The sequence below is a fragment of the Pontibacter sp. MBLB2868 genome (assembly GCF_051904785.1).
Classification (GTDB): domain Bacteria; phylum Bacteroidota; class Bacteroidia; order Cytophagales; family Hymenobacteraceae; genus Pontibacter.
The window spans coordinates 1,858,849-1,874,361 of the sequence record NZ_CP196710.1 but is presented as its reverse complement, the minus strand read 5'-3'; the positions used below and the strand labels follow the sequence as shown (position 1 = coordinate 1,874,361).

At 44.5% G+C, this 15,513-nt stretch carries 11 protein-coding genes; 2 read left to right on the top strand and 9 right to left on the bottom strand.

All coding sequences use genetic code 11. The features are described from left to right. Positions 1-518: 518 nt before the first annotated feature. The 5 genes from ACSX1A_RS08035 to dbpA form a co-directional block, all read right to left on the bottom strand. Positions 519-2,348 carry a M2 family metallopeptidase gene (locus tag ACSX1A_RS08035; protein ID WP_439883108.1) on the bottom strand — a complete coding sequence of 610 codons (1,830 nt, stop codon included), beginning with the start codon at positions 2,346-2,348 and terminating at the stop codon, positions 519-521. 112 nt (positions 2,349-2,460) lie between these two features. After that, a complete protein-coding gene (locus tag ACSX1A_RS08030; RefSeq protein WP_439883107.1) occupies positions 2,461-3,555 on the bottom strand; it encodes an acyltransferase family protein in 1,095 nt (364 codons plus the stop codon). A gap of 5 nt (positions 3,556-3,560) precedes the next feature. Further along, the gene (gene rmuC, locus ACSX1A_RS08025) at positions 3,561-4,895 is read right to left on the bottom strand and encodes a DNA recombination protein RmuC (protein ID WP_439883106.1); all 1,335 of its coding nucleotides are present in this window, start codon (positions 4,893-4,895) and stop codon (positions 3,561-3,563) included. A gap of 138 nt (positions 4,896-5,033) precedes the next feature. Continuing rightward, positions 5,034-5,870 (bottom strand): histidine phosphatase family protein, encoded by an 837-nt coding sequence (locus ACSX1A_RS08020; protein ID WP_439883105.1) that lies wholly within the window; start codon positions 5,868-5,870, stop codon positions 5,034-5,036. 116 nt (positions 5,871-5,986) lie between these two features. Beyond that, a complete protein-coding gene (dbpA, locus tag ACSX1A_RS08015; RefSeq protein ID WP_439883104.1) occupies positions 5,987-7,366 on the bottom strand; it encodes an ATP-dependent RNA helicase DbpA in 1,380 nt (459 codons plus the stop codon). A gap of 169 nt (positions 7,367-7,535) precedes the next feature. On the opposite strand from dbpA, the gene ACSX1A_RS08010 reads away from it, so the two are divergent. Further along, on the top strand, positions 7,536-8,648 hold the full coding sequence (locus ACSX1A_RS08010) for an AI-2E family transporter (protein WP_439883103.1): 1,113 nt from the start codon (positions 7,536-7,538) through the stop codon (positions 8,646-8,648). Between the two features lie 73 nt (positions 8,649-8,721). On the opposite strand, the gene ACSX1A_RS08005 is transcribed toward ACSX1A_RS08010, so the two are convergent. The 4 genes from ACSX1A_RS08005 to ACSX1A_RS07990 form a co-directional block, all read right to left on the bottom strand. After that, positions 8,722-8,940 (bottom strand): YgaP family membrane protein, encoded by a 219-nt coding sequence (locus ACSX1A_RS08005; RefSeq protein ID WP_439883102.1) that lies wholly within the window; start codon positions 8,938-8,940, stop codon positions 8,722-8,724. Positions 8,941-9,089: 149 nt separating this feature from the next. Continuing rightward, the gene (locus ACSX1A_RS08000; RefSeq protein ID WP_439883101.1) at positions 9,090-10,277 is read right to left on the bottom strand and encodes an acyltransferase family protein; all 1,188 of its coding nucleotides are present in this window, start codon (positions 10,275-10,277) and stop codon (positions 9,090-9,092) included. A gap of 97 nt (positions 10,278-10,374) precedes the next feature. Next, a complete protein-coding gene (locus ACSX1A_RS07995) occupies positions 10,375-11,517 on the bottom strand; it encodes a helix-turn-helix domain-containing protein (protein WP_439883100.1) in 1,143 nt (380 codons plus the stop codon). A gap of 125 nt (positions 11,518-11,642) precedes the next feature. Continuing rightward, positions 11,643-14,423, bottom strand: a complete 2,781-nt coding sequence (locus tag ACSX1A_RS07990; protein ID WP_439883099.1) for an outer membrane beta-barrel protein — start codon at positions 14,421-14,423, stop codon at positions 11,643-11,645. Positions 14,424-14,959: 536 nt separating this feature from the next. On the opposite strand from ACSX1A_RS07990, the gene ACSX1A_RS07985 reads away from it, so the two are divergent. Continuing rightward, complete coding sequence (locus tag ACSX1A_RS07985; protein WP_439883098.1) at positions 14,960-15,448, top strand: DUF2062 domain-containing protein; 489 nt, start codon at positions 14,960-14,962, stop codon at positions 15,446-15,448. The last annotated feature ends 65 nt before the right edge of the window (positions 15,449-15,513 follow it).

Here is a 15,513-nt window from a genome sequence, read left to right as displayed (position 1 = left end):
AATACTTCGTGAGTCGAAACTATTAAAGCTTGGAGAAATAACTGAAGGGGTAGTCATTGGTTCTGAAAAAGTATCAAGATCTACCTTCTGATTTCCTGGCTCTACAGATTATCCTATTGTTCAATTTAGCAAAGCTAATGACGAAACACCGTGGCAGAGCATGCTAATGCTAAATATGATTTAGGTGAAAAGGTTAATGTCATCTGACTACGTAATGATCCTGCAAATTGCGCAATTATAAGTTTTTCAGATTTATACTTTGGACTTAATGCTGTTTTGCCAGCAATACTTTTACTGTTTTGGGTGTGCTTATAGCTTTCATTGAAGGAGCAGGCTGCTCAGAAATCTATTTAGTGTTAAAAAGGATCATCTGAGTCTACGGGCTTCGTATATACGAGACTGTTATAATTAACCTAAAATAGCAAAAGCCGCAACAGTTTTCCTGTTGCGGCTTTTGTATTTATTCGGCAGACACTCACAGGTCTTGAAGACGCTGTGAGGTCATTGTCAACTCATACTTACAAGGTATATTTTCTGCCCTTGTTCTGCTCCTTCAGGTAATCCATCAGAGGCTGGAAGTACGCAACCATGGCGCGTGCGCTCAGTTCTTCACCAGTTTTGTCCTTCAGCATCTGGCGCCAGTCGGCTGAGGCACCCGGATACATGATGTCGCGCAGGAAATTGCCCACTTCTTTCTTACCGTAGTAGTTCGTAGCGTGTGGGTCCTGCTTCAGGATCTCCTTAGCGATGTGATCGTGCAGCTGGAACAGGATCACGTAGCTCATGGCATAGTCATAATACTGAGCCGCATCATCGTTAATATGGGTTTTAGTAGCTGGGTCCAGGTAATTCTCTCCGCGTTCAGTTGGTGGTACAATACCCTGGTATTTCTTCTTTAACTCCCACCAACGCTTGTTCAACTGATCTGCTGGCAGGTTATTGGCATAGAAATCATTCTCCCACTCGCTCATCACTCCTGACGAGAAAGGTATGAACACAACATAGTTCAGCGCCTCTTTCAGCAACGATTGCACGTCATCAGTCTGAGTATCTTTATCAATCAGGTTTAACTCCGTCAGGAATGGCTTTTGCATAGCTGCCAGACCCATTAAGCTACCAATTGCTTCGTGGTAAGCACGGTTAGCTCCTACACGCAGCAATACCGGCACATCAGGATTGGTATAGGTCATGTAATAATAAATGTGACCAAGCTCGTGATGCGAAGTTTCATACCATTCCGAATTAGGCTCCACACTCATCAGGCTGCGCACATCCTTGTCCAGGTCCATGTGCCAGGCAGAGGCATGATTGTTCTTTTTGTAACCGGCATTTGGCGGCAGTGGATACAAACTGGATTTTTCGTAAAATGTTTGCGGCAGGCTTGGGAAACCGAGGCTGGTATAAAAGCGTTCCCCTTGCTTTACGATCCATTCTGGTCCTTTTGGTTTTAGAGCTGCATCAAGATCAATGCCTTTTACATCTACCATGGAGCTCCAGTCCTGACCCCAGCGGTTAGGCAGCCAGTGCGCCGGCAGGTAGTCAGGTACCTCTTTTACACCATATTTCTTAGCTAACTCATAGCGCGCGTAAGTGTGCAGTTCACGGTAAAGCGGACGCAGCTCCTGGTTGATCTGCTTCATCAGGTCCATCATTTCAGCACGTGTCATGCCATAGTCAGAGGCCTGGTACGTAAAGTAGTCGTCGTAGCCAAGACTTTGAACTGTTTTATTACGCAAGTCGCGCAGGTTAAGCAGACCGGTTTTTAATCCCGGTCCAACCGCTTTACTAGCTTGCCATGCATCAAGTCTCTTTTTAAGGTCATTTTCTGACTTCAGGATATTGTCAATATCGTTGGTGCTAACTGACTTTTGGTAGATGCGATAGTCAAAGCCGTATAGTTTCTCCGTCTGTTCCGTTTCAGCTTTTATCCTTGCTTTTACAACCTCTGGTATAATCTGGGGATTGTTGGCGCCGGCATAAAGTATAGCTTCATACTGTTTGACCTGAAGCGGCGTAAGCTGGTCTTTTTTCTCCAGCATGGCTTTGGCCGTGTTTATGTTCTCTGCACTACCGGTAAAGGCGGCAAAAGCCTCATTTGCACGGCGTGTAGCTACTGCGTTAGTAGAGTCGCCTTCAACTATCTTAGTATTTGAGGCCCACTCTGCTTCAGCCGATTTAGTATAAAGGTCCTGGTAAGTTTTGGAATATTGATCCAGGAAAGTTTGGGCTTCCTGTTGTACTTGTGTCATTTCAGCAGTCTGCTCTGTACCTGCTGACTCCGTTTTCTGGCTGGAGCAGGACGAAAAGAGTACTGCGGCGGTTAAGCCGGTAAAGATGAGTTTTTTCATAAGATCAGTTAAGGGTGATAGTATAATTTTAGCATTCTTACGAATGAAAAGCAAATACAATGCTAATGATTGGGTACCCTGGCTAATTAAATTTTTGGAGATATTACTGTGGCTATACTACTGTAACATGCTTCACTTCAGTAATATTATTTTTTTTCCTGAATAAAAAAATCAGGGGTTTCTCTACCAATTTATGACTCGCTATACCGACAACAACTGTAGAGATCAGCATAGTAACAAGCATAAAATGGTTTGGCAGAAGGTTGTTCATTCCCATCAAAGTCCACAGCTTTCCGATAAAAGCAAGCACTAGTATATGGCTCAAATAAAGTGAATATGACGCATCCCCGATCTTTAGCAGCCAGTTTGGGATTTTTACCGTCTTATGCTTTTCAATAAAGGTTGCTCCAAATACAAGCAAAGCAGCAGGTAAGCCATAAGCGAGTTCTCTTTGTACTACCAGTAAATCTTCTGGAAGGTAGCTTACCCAACTAAAGTGGAGTAATTCTAATACAAAGAGACCAAAACCGGTTAATAAGGCTAAATAATAAAGACTACTACTTTTTTGATTCTTCAAGTAGAAGTATCCTATCAAACAGCCAGCAACAAATTCAAGTAAAACTGTACTTGTAACTGTTGCTGCCACCGGTGAAGTTGTTTTTGTTACTAAACCAGTAAAAACTAACGCTGACAGTGTTAACAAGACTACTGGCAGCGAAAAAGGTCGTGGTAGGGTAATAGCAATTGCAAAAATTATATAAAAGAATATTTCATACTCCAACGTCCAGGCTACCTGTACAAACTGCATTCCATTATTTGGGATGAGGAAGAATGATGAAATGAAATCTGGTTCTGTTGTTGCTGATGAATTTACCCATCCAGGTTTTATGAACCAGACAACTAAAACAAGTAAAAAATAGAACCAATAGGTAGGGTAAATTCTGGTAAAACGATTGTAAAGAAATCGCCCGGGTTCAATCTTGGTGCCTTGTTCACTGCTTGTTACTAAAACCATTATAAAACCACTTATAACAAAAAAGAGGTCTACTCCGGCTTCGCCGAAGTGAAAGAACTGAAATACCAGGTTTGTATTACCATACTTTGTTTCAACCATCATGAGGTGGAAGAAAACAACCATTAGTGCAGCCGTAGCTCTCAGTGCCTGTACACTTTTTAAGGATGTTTTGGTTTGTATAGATTGAATCATCTTGTTTACTCAGGCTGCTCCAACTCCTCTGTGATCTGGGCCTCCTGTAGCAGGTTGCCATCTATGGTTTTGCTTGTCTTGGCGCCTAATTCACGTAGTATTTCCACGCGCCTGATCAGGTTTCCTTTGCCATCAGTTAATTTGTTCATAGCACCGTTATAAGCGGTTTGGCTTTGCTCAAGGTGTTTGCCTACTGTTTTCAGATCATCTACAAAGCCAACAAACTTGTCATATAGTTTGCCACTTTCCTCGGCAATTCTCAGCACGTTTCGCTTCTGATCTTCCTGGCGCCAGACACCTGCTACAGTACGCAGGGTAGCTAATAGGGTGGAGGTAGTAACCAGGACGATGTTCTTATCAAAAGCGTCTGTGAACAGGTCATGATCGTGTTGCACGGCAAGGTTGAAGGCGGGCTCTAAAGGGATGTACATCATCACAAAGTCAGGAGAATTGATACCACTTAAACGATGGTAGTTTTTCTTGCCTAATTCTATGAAATGTGTCCGGACAGAGGTAATGTGGCTACGAAGATAGAGTTCCTGTTGCATTTCATCTTCGCAACTACAGTAGGCTTCATAGGCCACCAACGACATTTTGGAGTCGATGATGAGGTGTTTGCTATCCGGTAGTCGTACAATCACATCGGGGCGGTATACCTGTTTCTCATCATTTTGCCGAACTTCTTCCCGCTCATAATGAACGCCTTTCCGGAGCCCGGATTTTTCCAGGAGACTCTCCAACAGGTACTCTCCCCAGTTACCCTGCGTTTTACTTTCACCTTTCAGGGCTCGGGTAAGGTTCACTGCATCCTGGCTCATCTGTTGGTTTAGCGAGGCCAGTTGTGTGATCTGCTCTTTCAGGGAGGCGCTGTCTTTTAAGGTTTTCTCGTAGGTTTGATCTACTTTAGCTTCAAACTCCTTGATGCGTTCTTTAAGAGGGGAGAGGATGCGCTCCAGGTTTTCAGAAGAAGCTTTATTGAAGTGCTCGGCATTGGTCATGAGCACCTGGTTAGAGATGCTCTGAAACTGCTGCAGGAACTTCTCGCGAAGCTGCTCCAGCTCCTTTGCCTGTTCCTGCAGGCGTATTTTAAGATGTTCGTAGTCGGTTTCTGTTTTAGTAAGGGCATTGGTGAGGTCAAGCGTTTCGGTTTGTGCCTCACGTAAAAGAGACTTTAATTGCTCCAGTTCGTCCGATTTCTGTTTTGCCTGTCCTTCCAGCACCCCCTGCGTAACAGCGGCCTGGTTAGCTGTTTGCTGCAGTGTATTCATCTTTCCCTTCAGCGCCAGGAAGGCAGCAACCAAACCTCCTAAAAATGCGGCAATTCCTACGATCATCTCCATAAAGTAAAGGTAAAAGAATTTAGCATCCACACCAATCAATTTGCTAATGAAATTAGTTTTGGCTGGCGCAACAAAAAAGAACCCCCTCCACAAAATGATTTCATGGAGGGGGTTCTTTGAATTAGTTTCAAAAGGATATCATCCGGCCTGATGTGCGACATGACCGGGTGTTTCATTTGCTTTTTTATCGATTTTAACAAGAATGGTAGTCCCGAAGTAACCGCTTCCACCATCGCGTACCACACGCCATCCCATTTTTTCAAGATCATCCTTAATGTATTTGTTCAGGAAACCATGTGCCACCAAAACAGCTTTTGGGTTTTCCTCAGTTGCGTCAGCTAGAAGTTTTGCAGCATTTTGAGCTCGCGCTTTTGCATCGGCAAAACTTTCAATACCCTGGCGGTCTATGCCCAGGATCCATTTTACCCGAGCTGTTGCAGTCCAAAGTTTGATCGGTAGACGCATTTTAAGGGTATGCTTGCCGAGTGTCGTCTCAAATTCACGGAACTCAGGTGAAACTGTGATCAGGCTATCCTCGCCAAAAAGATACTTGGCAGTAGCACGGGCTCGGTTAAGAGAACTGCAAAAGATAGAAACCTCTTCCGGGTCTTTTACTGTCAGGAAGGGCTTATCCGGCACAACAATTCCAACGCTATCATACGCACTCAGGAATTGGCGTGCTTCCTCGTCTGAGAACTTACCTGTTTTAACCAGGGCCGGCTCACCATGGCGCACCAGGGCAATTTGGCGAAGGTTACTATAATCTTCAACCACCTGATCCTCAGGCTGTATGAATCGCGTATTTTGAGCAACTGGTACTCCGTTCACCCTCACATAGTCTTCCTGAGCGCTTAATTCTTTATACTTCGCCTCTATGTTTTCAATTGCCTGCTCCGGTGTCTTCTTGTGCTGCGCACTGGCTGGAAGAATAGCGATAAAAGCGCAAAATAAGGTGCTGAAATACAGTTTTCTCATAGCTTGACAAACTTTAGTTAGGGATTATTAGTTCCTGCGTGTAAGTTAATTCTACTATGAAAAAGCAAATAATTTGCCAGATATGTCCTGTGTTGTAAAAAAAATGAAAATAATCATCAGCGCACCAGATTCACTTTGTATTTACGCCCCTTTATCCGCCCATCACTAAGCTTTTGGGCAATAACTATACTTTCGGCGGCAGGTACGGCCACAAAACTCATGCGGTCCTGTATCTCGATCTTACCGATATGGTCTGCTTTTAGTCCAGCCTCGGCAATGAGTGCCCCCACAATATCGCGCGGACTGATCTTATCTTTCCGGCCACCGCTTATGTGCAGCGTAGCAAAAGCTGCAGCCGACGTTTCTGCTGCAGTCGGGGCCTTATCTTTTAAGGTGCCGGCAGAAAGCCATTCATCCATGCGCACCTGCTCCCAATCACGCAACGTTTTCTCATCGCGACTAGTGGCTAAGGTATAAACGGTGCCGCTTTTGCCTGCCCGGCCTGTGCGCCCGCTACGATGCAGATAGGCTGCAGCGTCGATAGGCAGCTCATAATGAATAATGTTTTGTAAGGCAGCAATATCCAGGCCGCGTGCCGCCACATCAGTGGCTACTAAAACCTGTGTAGATCTATTGCGGAACAGGGTCATGGTTTTGTCCCGGTCAACCTGTTCCATACCTCCATGCAGCGCTTTTACTGAAATACCCTGTTCCTGCAGCAAAGCTGCCAGTTCATCGGCTGCGATACGAGTGTTCGTGAAAACAACAGTGCCTGCAGGGTCCATACTCTTCAACAGGTTTACAACTACTTCCTTGCGGTCAGTGTGTTCTACTTTTATACCTACAAGTTTCACCTGGTCTGGTATGGCATTAGCTGATGCCTTTATAAACTGCGGATGCTTTAAAGAGTTAGCGATCAACTCCTTCACATCATCCGGCATAGTCGCAGAAAATAAGATTGTCTGGCGCTTAGGCGACATAAAGGAAAGCACCTGGTCAATCTCTTCCTCAAAGCCCATCTCCAGGAGTTTATCTGCCTCATCCAGCACCAGCTGCTGCACATTGCTTAAGTCCAGCGTCTTGCGGTTCAGGTGGTCAGTTAAACGTCCGGGAGTACCAACCAGTACTTGAGGGGGGTGTGCCAGGGAGGCACGCTCCTGAGAAAAAGCGTGTCCGCCGTAGAAGGCGCTTATTTTCAGGTTATCAATGTACTTTCCGTATTTTTTTAACTCCTGGCGTACCTGCACAGCTAACTCGCGGGTAGGTACAATAACGAGTGCCTGCACCTGTTGCAGCTCCGTATTAATGCGCTGTAACATTGGCAAACCAAACGCTGCTGTTTTACCACTTCCGGTCTCGGCCTGGCCTGCCACATCCTGGCCCTGTAATAGCATCGGAATAGCACTTTCCTGAATGGGAGTGGGAGTGCTGTACTGGAGTTCCTCCAGGCTCTGGAGCAGGGCAGGAGATATGTTCAGGTCTTTAAAATTGGCCATAGTATTCTTGATTGAGCTGCAAAGGTACGCCTTTAATTGCTGAAGTTGTGCTTTGTTGTAAGTATAACGTACATGTTCTGCCTTACTATTCAGGTTGTTGTCTACCTAATTTATATCGCTGAGATTACATAATATAACATTAAAGGGCATAAAACCAGTAGAATGGGATATGGGCAAAAACTCGATCACACTTCAAAAACTTACATTTGGTTTATTGTTTGGCATTCTGCTGGTTTATGTATTGGTAGTGGCCCGGGAGTTTTTATATCCCATTTTTATTGCGGTGCTGTTTGCCTATTTGTTATACCCAGTAGAAAAGCAGATGGAGGAATGGGGCGTGCCCAGAATTTTAGCGAACTTCATTACAGTTATACTGGCTATGGCGCTTTTTATTGGGGCAATCATGCTGTTGTACAAGCAACTAACTGTTTTTATTACTGATTTCCCTGGTCTCCAGAATAAAGCTTTGGCCAACCTGGACAGGCTACAGCAAGCGCTTGAAAGCAGGTACGGGAACGGAGACCCCCAGAACGAGCATTGGCTAAGAAACCAGGTAGTGGATGCGCTGGAACTGAGCGGAACTTTCCTGAGGAGCCTTTTGAAAGCGACTACAGATACGCTTGTAAAATTTGGCCTGATGCCGGTATATATTTTTCTTGCCTTGTATTACCGCAATAAGTTTGAAAATTTTATTTACCGCCAGTTATCATCCTATACCCACCCAAAAGCTCAGAAAATTATTGATGAAATTTCAGACGTGACCAAACATTACATGGCAGGTGTGGTGATCGTGATCCTTATACTTTGCGTGATCAATTCTACCGGTTTATTATTGATAGGAGTAGAGTACGCTGTTTTGCTGGGTATTCTGTCTGCGCTCATGAATTTTATCCCTTATTTCGGAACTCTGATCGGTGGGGCAATACCTTTGCTGTACACGTTCATAATTCAGGGTGACCCGCACAAGGCCTTATGGGTTTTAATACTTTTTATTTTTGTGCAATTCATTGAGAACAACATTCTTACGCCAAATATCACCGGGGGTAAAGTAAATATTAACCCGATGTTTACCATCCTGAGCATTATTATAGGAGGTATGATCTGGGGGTTGCCCGGTATGTTTGTAGCTGTACCTTACCTGGCCATGTTTAAGATCTACTGTGACCACAATGAAAATCTCAGTGCCTGGTCATTTATGCTGGGAACTGAGGGCACAGAGGAGCATGCCCTTACTTTGGATAAAATTAAAAAGGCACTGGGCTTATTTAAAGATGCTCATTGAAGTGCAATACAACCCGCGTTAGACGAAATTTACTATAACAGGCCCAGCCTATAAATGGCTGGGCCTGTCTTTCTTAATCATGATGTTTTGTAGTTCTTGGGCAAGTGCTTAATCCTAAAATTCCGTATAGCGGGCAAAATCCAACTAAACTGGTAGCTACAAAAATAAATGCTACGATCAACAGTACGGTAGATACTGAACCAGTAAGTATACCTGCAAAGTATAATACCGCTATGATGGCCGCTACTATCAAACGAATGATTCTGTCGGTACTCCCCATGTTCTTTTTCATGTCATTAAATTTTTATGGTTTCTACAGCAAAAGCAACTGCCACTAACAGGTAAATAAGTATTAATTGTATCCCTTTGCTTTTAGCTTCATAAAAATACAGCTGTAAGGTGCGTCGATTCAATGATAATGGTCAGTATGTATGCTTAAATTTAATGCGCTTGCTCATTAATTGCGGCATACAGGCCAGGTGTTGCTGTGTTGTTTTGTACAGATGCAGCCAGTTTAGGCTTAGCTTTTAATCCAAAAGATATCCGCAGCCAGTTAACCTGCATAATTATAAATCGCACCAGCACAAAACAAATTACAAAGGTGCTTAAACTGATGAAACTAAATTTAGTGCTGATGGATAGCGGCAGGTCTCGCATGTAGTATCCTATAGCTACTATCACGGTCTGGTGCAGAATATAAAAAGGGTACACCATTTCATTTGCCCTCTGAAGGTATTTACTCCTGATATTGAGGTGCTGCATGGCAAATCCAAGTATGGTCATCAGCCAGAACCAACGGTTGCTCTGCTTGAACAGAAAGTATAAGGCCACCTCTGCACCGTTAATTTCCTGCCAGTTTAGCCAATAGAATGTATAAAGTATGGTTACCGTTGTGGTGGCAATGGCCAGGCTGTACCAGCGCATTTTTCTTATCTTGTCCTGCAACTCAGGCATTTTCATCAGCATAAACCCAATCAGAAACACGCTGACATACAAAAAGTGGTTCGCCCAGTCGTGTCGAAGATCGTTAGTGCCTGGGAAGCGTTCATTTAAAAGTATGCCCCCCAGGCTTAACCACAGAGCAGGTGCCAGCACTAGTATAGGTCCACTGATTTTACTTAGTTTAATATTTGTTTTGCGCAAATACAGCAGCAGCGGAAGCAGGAGCAAGCTGTAGTGAAGGATATAGGCCAGGTACCATAGGTGATGCCAGCTGAAATTACCTGCCGGATAGGGCTCAAATTCAAAAACAGAAGGATAGAAGCTGAAATAATTTCCATGAAACCCTTGTACAAGTCGCTCAAAGTAAACTTGTGGCGGCACAACCAGGAGCATGCCTACCAACAGGGGGACAAATATTCTTTTAAGCCTGTCTTTGGCAAAAGTACGGGCACTACGGTAACCTAAAGCATAGTATACACCCACCCCAGAAACCAGAAAGATAAGCGACATGCGCCATTGGCTCAGGAAGGTCATCGGGATCTCCATCGTTTCACTGAGTTGGTTATTCTTCACATGCCAGTCCCAGCTCACGAAAAACATGCCCGTGTGATAAAAGATGAGTAATGAGAAGGCCAGCACGCGCAGCCAGTCAAATTCATAGCGTCTGATTTTTAATTGTTTTTCCATAGCGGTGTTTTTTTGAAACAAACATAGCTATGAGTAAGGCTGACCGCGGAATCTGCCGGTAAGTGCGAGGTGCTAGCTTATAGGGAAGTACTCACAACTAGCCCAGAATAGCCTTTTTGCGGTATTCGCCTGGCGTTTGCCCGGTTTGTTTTTTGAAGGCGGCACTAAAAGCTGATTTGGAGAGATAGCCTGTTTGCTCGGCCACTTCATCTATTTTGAGGTGCTTTTGTGCTGGGTCGGCAAGTATGAGTTTCGCCTCTTGGATGCGAAGCTCCGCCAGGTATTCAAAAAAGCTTTTGCCCAGGCACTCGTTCAGGCTCTGCGAAAGGTAGTGCGGAGAAGTATGCAGTTGTTTGGCCAGGGTTGGAAGTGAGGCGGAGGGCTGCAAGTAGAATTTCTCCTGTTCGGCTGTTTTAAGTTTCTGCAGCAGGTCCTGCTTCGCCTCCTCGCTTAGCGCCGACTTCTCATACTTTACCTGTACCACCGGCTGAAAGAATGCAGAATCTGTCAGTATTTTAAAACTTATGTAAAATAGCTGTACTACCAGAAACATAGCCAGGAAATGGTCTCCGAGGTCATGCTCAAACGTTAGCTTAACTATAATCAGGAGGGCTAAAGTAGCAGCAGAAAAGTAGAGCAAAAGCTTGGCCCAGGCATAAAAGTAGGGGTTGGGCACTTCTGCGTTACGGTTTTGACGCATCAGCAAAAGGCTTAGCCCCAGGTAGGTAACGATATGAAGTATGGTAAGCTCATTTATATACTCCGCCCAAAGCAACGGGTCAGGGTGAACTGTGTAAGAAACAGGCAGACGCGGCAGCTCCGGAAAGTAAGCGCCAATGTAGCCGTTATACTTCACCGATACCGGCTGTATCATAAAGAGCAGGTGGTAGAGAAAGTATAAGGCAAAAGGAAGCAGGTGCAGCCATTGCTTCTTTGAGAAGTTTTTACCGCTCAGGCTACGGAACAGCAAATAGGTGAGGGGGCCAATGGCAAAGTTTATCGGCTCAGAAAAATCAACCAATGGCAGCACCCTGAACATTAGTCCGGAATAGCACAGGAAGACCTCCAGCAACAAACAGGCAAAGCTAAACACCAGGCCAGCCAGCAACAGGTAGTGGTAGGGCTGCCGGTGCGGCCGTTTAGCCAGGAACAGCAGCGTCAGGAAAAAGCCCTGCACCGCGCCCACCAAAAGGATGGCTGCATACAGATCAAACCTGAAAAATGACTCTGGATGGGGCATGTAAATGTTTATTGGTAGCTACTGCTGCTGTACTTTTACAAATATAGAATTTCAGCAGCATAAAGTATAAAAAAGGCCTGCTCGAAAGCAGGCCCCAAAAGTTTGTCTAAATAGCTCAAAAAATCTTAATGCCCGCTTCGGCCACCCCATTCACGTTTGCCATTATCCATAGAAGGAGCTGCTCCGCCGTTGAATTTTCGGATATTGTAGCTGAAAGTCACCATAAAATAGCGCTGCAGCACAGTAGATTGCACATCTTCTATATAATCTGAGGCAACGTTGCGCTGTATGCTTACATTCTGCTTCAGGAGGTCGTTTACGCTAAAGCTGATCTCCCCCTGCTGATTTTTGAACAGTTTTTTACCCACACTCATGTTCCAGAGCAGGTAACTGTTGTCGATGCTGGCAGAAAGGCCTGAGTTAAACTGATGGCTCAGTTCTGTGCGGTAAACCAATCCCTTCCAAAGAATCCAGTTATAGCGCAGACTTGAATTCAGAGAGAAGTAATTGTTGTTCTGGTTCGTGTTCAGTGTGTTCTCTACAAAATTATAGTTCGCGTTGGAAGAAATGTTGAAATCTATTTTCTCGCTGATGTTGCTGCTAATGTTAAAACCTGTTCCGACATTTATCGTGTTGGCATAATTCAACTGGTCATCGATCATACCTGGTATTCTGGTATAACCGGCAAACCCGCGTAGGTTCAGGTTAGAGCTTATAATGCTTAGCGGCTGGCCATAACTTAAAAAAGAGCGCACGTTCCAATAACCATCCATGTTTACCGGACGAGACAGGCGTGCACCGGGCTGTAAGCGATACTCACCGGTATATTCTTCTGGAGCACCGTTCGTGTATACTGCGTTGGCAATGTAATTCTGCGTCATGGTACCAAACATACCCACAAAAAACATGTGGTTGTTCTCCGGATTAAAACTTCTGTAACGAACGTTCATCCTGTTCTGGAAGTCCTGGTTCAGGTTTGGATTACCTACTCTTGGCTGAAGCGGGTTAGATATATCCAAAACATTCTGCAGCTGCTCCACAGATGGCTCATTCGTGTTTGTGCGATAGCTGATGTTCAGGTTCTGTTTATCTGAGAATTTATACTCATACTCAGCAGATGGCAATAGGTTGGAGAAACTACGCTCAATAGCATAAGGCTTCGGGAACTCACTATCGCCCTGCAGGGTAGCATATTGATATCTCAGGTTAGCCTGAAAGCGTAATTTGTCGCTTCTGTACTGGTAGCTTGGTCCTGCATTCTGGGTTATGTAGTCACTTTTAAAGGTATTGCTCAGCGGAGTATTAAAGTCTGAATAGGTACCTGTGGTTTCTGCATAGTCGTAAGTTCTTTTATCAGAATCGTTTGAACGGTTGTTTATGTTATACTCTAACTGTAAGCGGGATTTTTCACCCAGTTTTTGAGAATAGTCCACGTTACCTGCCCAGGATGTGTTTTCTCTGTCTGTTTTGATGAACTGATTCCTGTTAATATTGCGGGAAGGGTCAGCAAAGTTGTCAGTGTTCTCCGTCAGGTAAGTTTCACCATCTGTATTACTATAGCTGGTATTAAAATTGGCCGTTACAATTCGTCCAGTAGTGCCAAAACGGTGTGAGTACAGGATGTTGTTATTGAAGTTAATGCTGGCATTATCCAGCAGGTTTCTGTTAACAGACTCAGAAAGCACCCCTGAATTATCTGTTGTGCTTGCCTCACGGGTAGTAAGGGTGTTGCTGTTTTGGATTGAAAGGCTGGGCGTTACAAGGAACCTGTTGTTCTCGTTCATGTTGTACTGCAACCTGAAATTAAAGCGGTGAATTTCGTCTGAATCCGTTGTCTTACTGATATCAGTATATTTAAGTCCTTCGCTGTTGCCGATGTAGTCACGGAAGCGGAATTGATTGTTCACGTTTTCACGGTCCACGAAATTGTAGTTTCCGCTTACCTCAATTTTTTTACCCAACATATCGTTGTAGTTCACCCCTAATGTGTTTGTGTTGATGATGCCGGTTGGTGATCCGCCACCCCAGCCTCTGCGGCCTCTCATGCCACCACCAGGAGTCTCGCCAACAGAGAAGTCCGACATGTTGATGTTGTTTGTCAGGCCGGTAACCGTAATTCTCCTGTTGTTGTTAAAATAGTTAAGCGTAGCGCCTACCATGTATCTGTCATCCGTACCATACCCTGCTGATACTTTGCCCACATAGCCCTGGCGCGCTTCTTTTCTGGTCCTGAAGTTTAAGGTTTTCACTTTGTTGCCGTCGTCGAATCCGCTGAAGGCAGCACGGTCACTCTGCCCGTCGAACACCTCCACACTTTCGATCATGTCTGCTGAGAGATTTCTGACAGCCGAATTAACGTCTTCGCCAGTGTAGCGTTTTCCGTCAATCATCACCTGCTTCACGTCCTCCCCCTGGGCCTGTAGCTTACCATCCTGTACCGTTATGCCTGGCATTTTAGTTACCAGGTCTTCTGCGCTGGCATCAGGTGCTGTTTTAAAAGCTTTCGCGTTAAACTGGGCAGTATCGCCTTTTTGCTCACCTAATTGGGCACGTCCAACGATCTGGACTTCTTTAATGGCTGTTGATCCATCAGAAAGCTGTAGTGGTCCCAGGTTTAGAGCAGCACCTTGTATCAGAACAGGCTTTGAAAATTTCTGAAAACCGATATAGTTTACCTCCACTGTATATTGGCCATTAGCGATGCGCTCAAACCGGAAACGTCCTTCACCATCCGTCACGGTGGCTGTTTTCGAAGCGTCTGCATTTTTAATGAGCACCACATTTGCCCCTGGCAAAGCTGTTTTATCGCTGCTGCTCAGAATGGATCCTGTCACAGCGTAACCCTGTGCGTATGCCTGAGTAATGCCTACCAATATTAGGAACAGGGGTAGTAATAGTTTCTTCATGAAAATTTGTGATTGTAGAACTGTTATGGTTGTATTGACTTAAAGTTTGGACAATGGTTTAATCAATAATTAAATTTTATTTTTTAAACTATTCAGACAGCTTTAAACTGAAATTGTTTATTAAAATACGGGCTGGTTCTTAGGGTGCGGATGCATCCGACTTTACAGTAGTATGCCTGTCCGGATAAAGTTGGTAAAGATAACTGAAGCCGATACGGCAGCAGCAAATTGAAACTCAATTATTTTTAAACCCGGATTATCCGATTCTATACCTTTCAAGTAACTTCTTGCTTGAAAAGTAGATCACTAACATAAGCGGAAGCTATAATAAGCTGTTTAAACATGAATAGTAGCTGCAGGACAAAACAAAAGTGATGAGAGCAGGTTACTTTCAAAAGCCCGGTGTATAAACAACAAATGTTCTGGTCAGTCAAATAAATTGTTGTGCTAACCGTTTTTATTGCAACCATTTTTTGAATCCCGGAGTCTCTATAATAGCATTCCCCTTCACACCATATTTACTTTATACTACCACCATGTTAGCTTTCAGCAGTATCAAAGGTTTCTTTAGCCGCAGACTCGTTCAGCCTGTGCTCAACCTGCTGAAGCAAGGCATGACGCCGCATAAGCTTGCCGTAACTGTAGCATTAGGAACGATGGTAGGGGTAGTGCCGGCTTTGGGAGTTACCACTGTAATGGGAACCGCCCTTGCTGCTCGTTTACGACTAAATATTGCCGCTACTGTGCTGATCAGTTATCTGGTACAGCCATTGCAGCTACTCCTGATTATACCCTTTGTTAGGATGGGTGTTTTTATATTCGGGTTAAAGGAGTTGCGACTTACCCTGGCGGAGATGATAGCCATGTTTAAACAAGACTGGCTGGAAGCTCTGGACTCTTTGTGGAAAGCAAACTTAGCGGCAGTTTCTGCCTGGGCCCTTATAGCGCTGCCTGTAGGCGCTGTTCTTTATATCCTGATGCTTCCTATTTTTAAAAAAGTGCTGCCTAAACCCGTAGAAGTCTGATCAGGTTTTGAGAGGAAAGCAACTAACACAGCTTCCGGTTTATACAGTATAAGTTTGCTACTGAT

Coding starts and splice junctions, on each gene's coding strand:
- ACSX1A_RS07995 (WP_439883100.1), bottom strand. CDS start 11,517: ATGCCCCATCCAGAGTCATTTTTCAGGTTTGATCTGTATGCAGCCATC.
- ACSX1A_RS07985 (WP_439883098.1), top strand. CDS start 14,960: ATGTTAGCTTTCAGCAGTATCAAAGGTTTCTTTAGCCGCAGACTCGTT.
- rmuC (WP_439883106.1), bottom strand. CDS start 4,895: ATGGAGATGATCGTAGGAATTGCCGCATTTTTAGGAGGTTTGGTTGCT.
- dbpA (WP_439883104.1), bottom strand. CDS start 7,366: ATGGCCAATTTTAAAGACCTGAACATATCTCCTGCCCTGCTCCAGAGC.
- ACSX1A_RS08000 (WP_439883101.1), bottom strand. CDS start 10,277: ATGGAAAAACAATTAAAAATCAGACGCTATGAATTTGACTGGCTGCGC.
- ACSX1A_RS08005 (WP_439883102.1), bottom strand. CDS start 8,940: ATGAAAAAGAACATGGGGAGTACCGACAGAATCATTCGTTTGATAGTA.
- ACSX1A_RS08030 (WP_439883107.1), bottom strand. CDS start 3,555: ATGATTCAATCTATACAAACCAAAACATCCTTAAAAAGTGTACAGGCA.
- ACSX1A_RS08035 (WP_439883108.1), bottom strand. CDS start 2,348: ATGAAAAAACTCATCTTTACCGGCTTAACCGCCGCAGTACTCTTTTCG.
- ACSX1A_RS07990 (WP_439883099.1), bottom strand. CDS start 14,423: ATGAAGAAACTATTACTACCCCTGTTCCTAATATTGGTAGGCATTACT.
- ACSX1A_RS08020 (WP_439883105.1), bottom strand. CDS start 5,870: ATGAGAAAACTGTATTTCAGCACCTTATTTTGCGCTTTTATCGCTATT.
- ACSX1A_RS08010 (WP_439883103.1), top strand. CDS start 7,536: ATGGGCAAAAACTCGATCACACTTCAAAAACTTACATTTGGTTTATTG.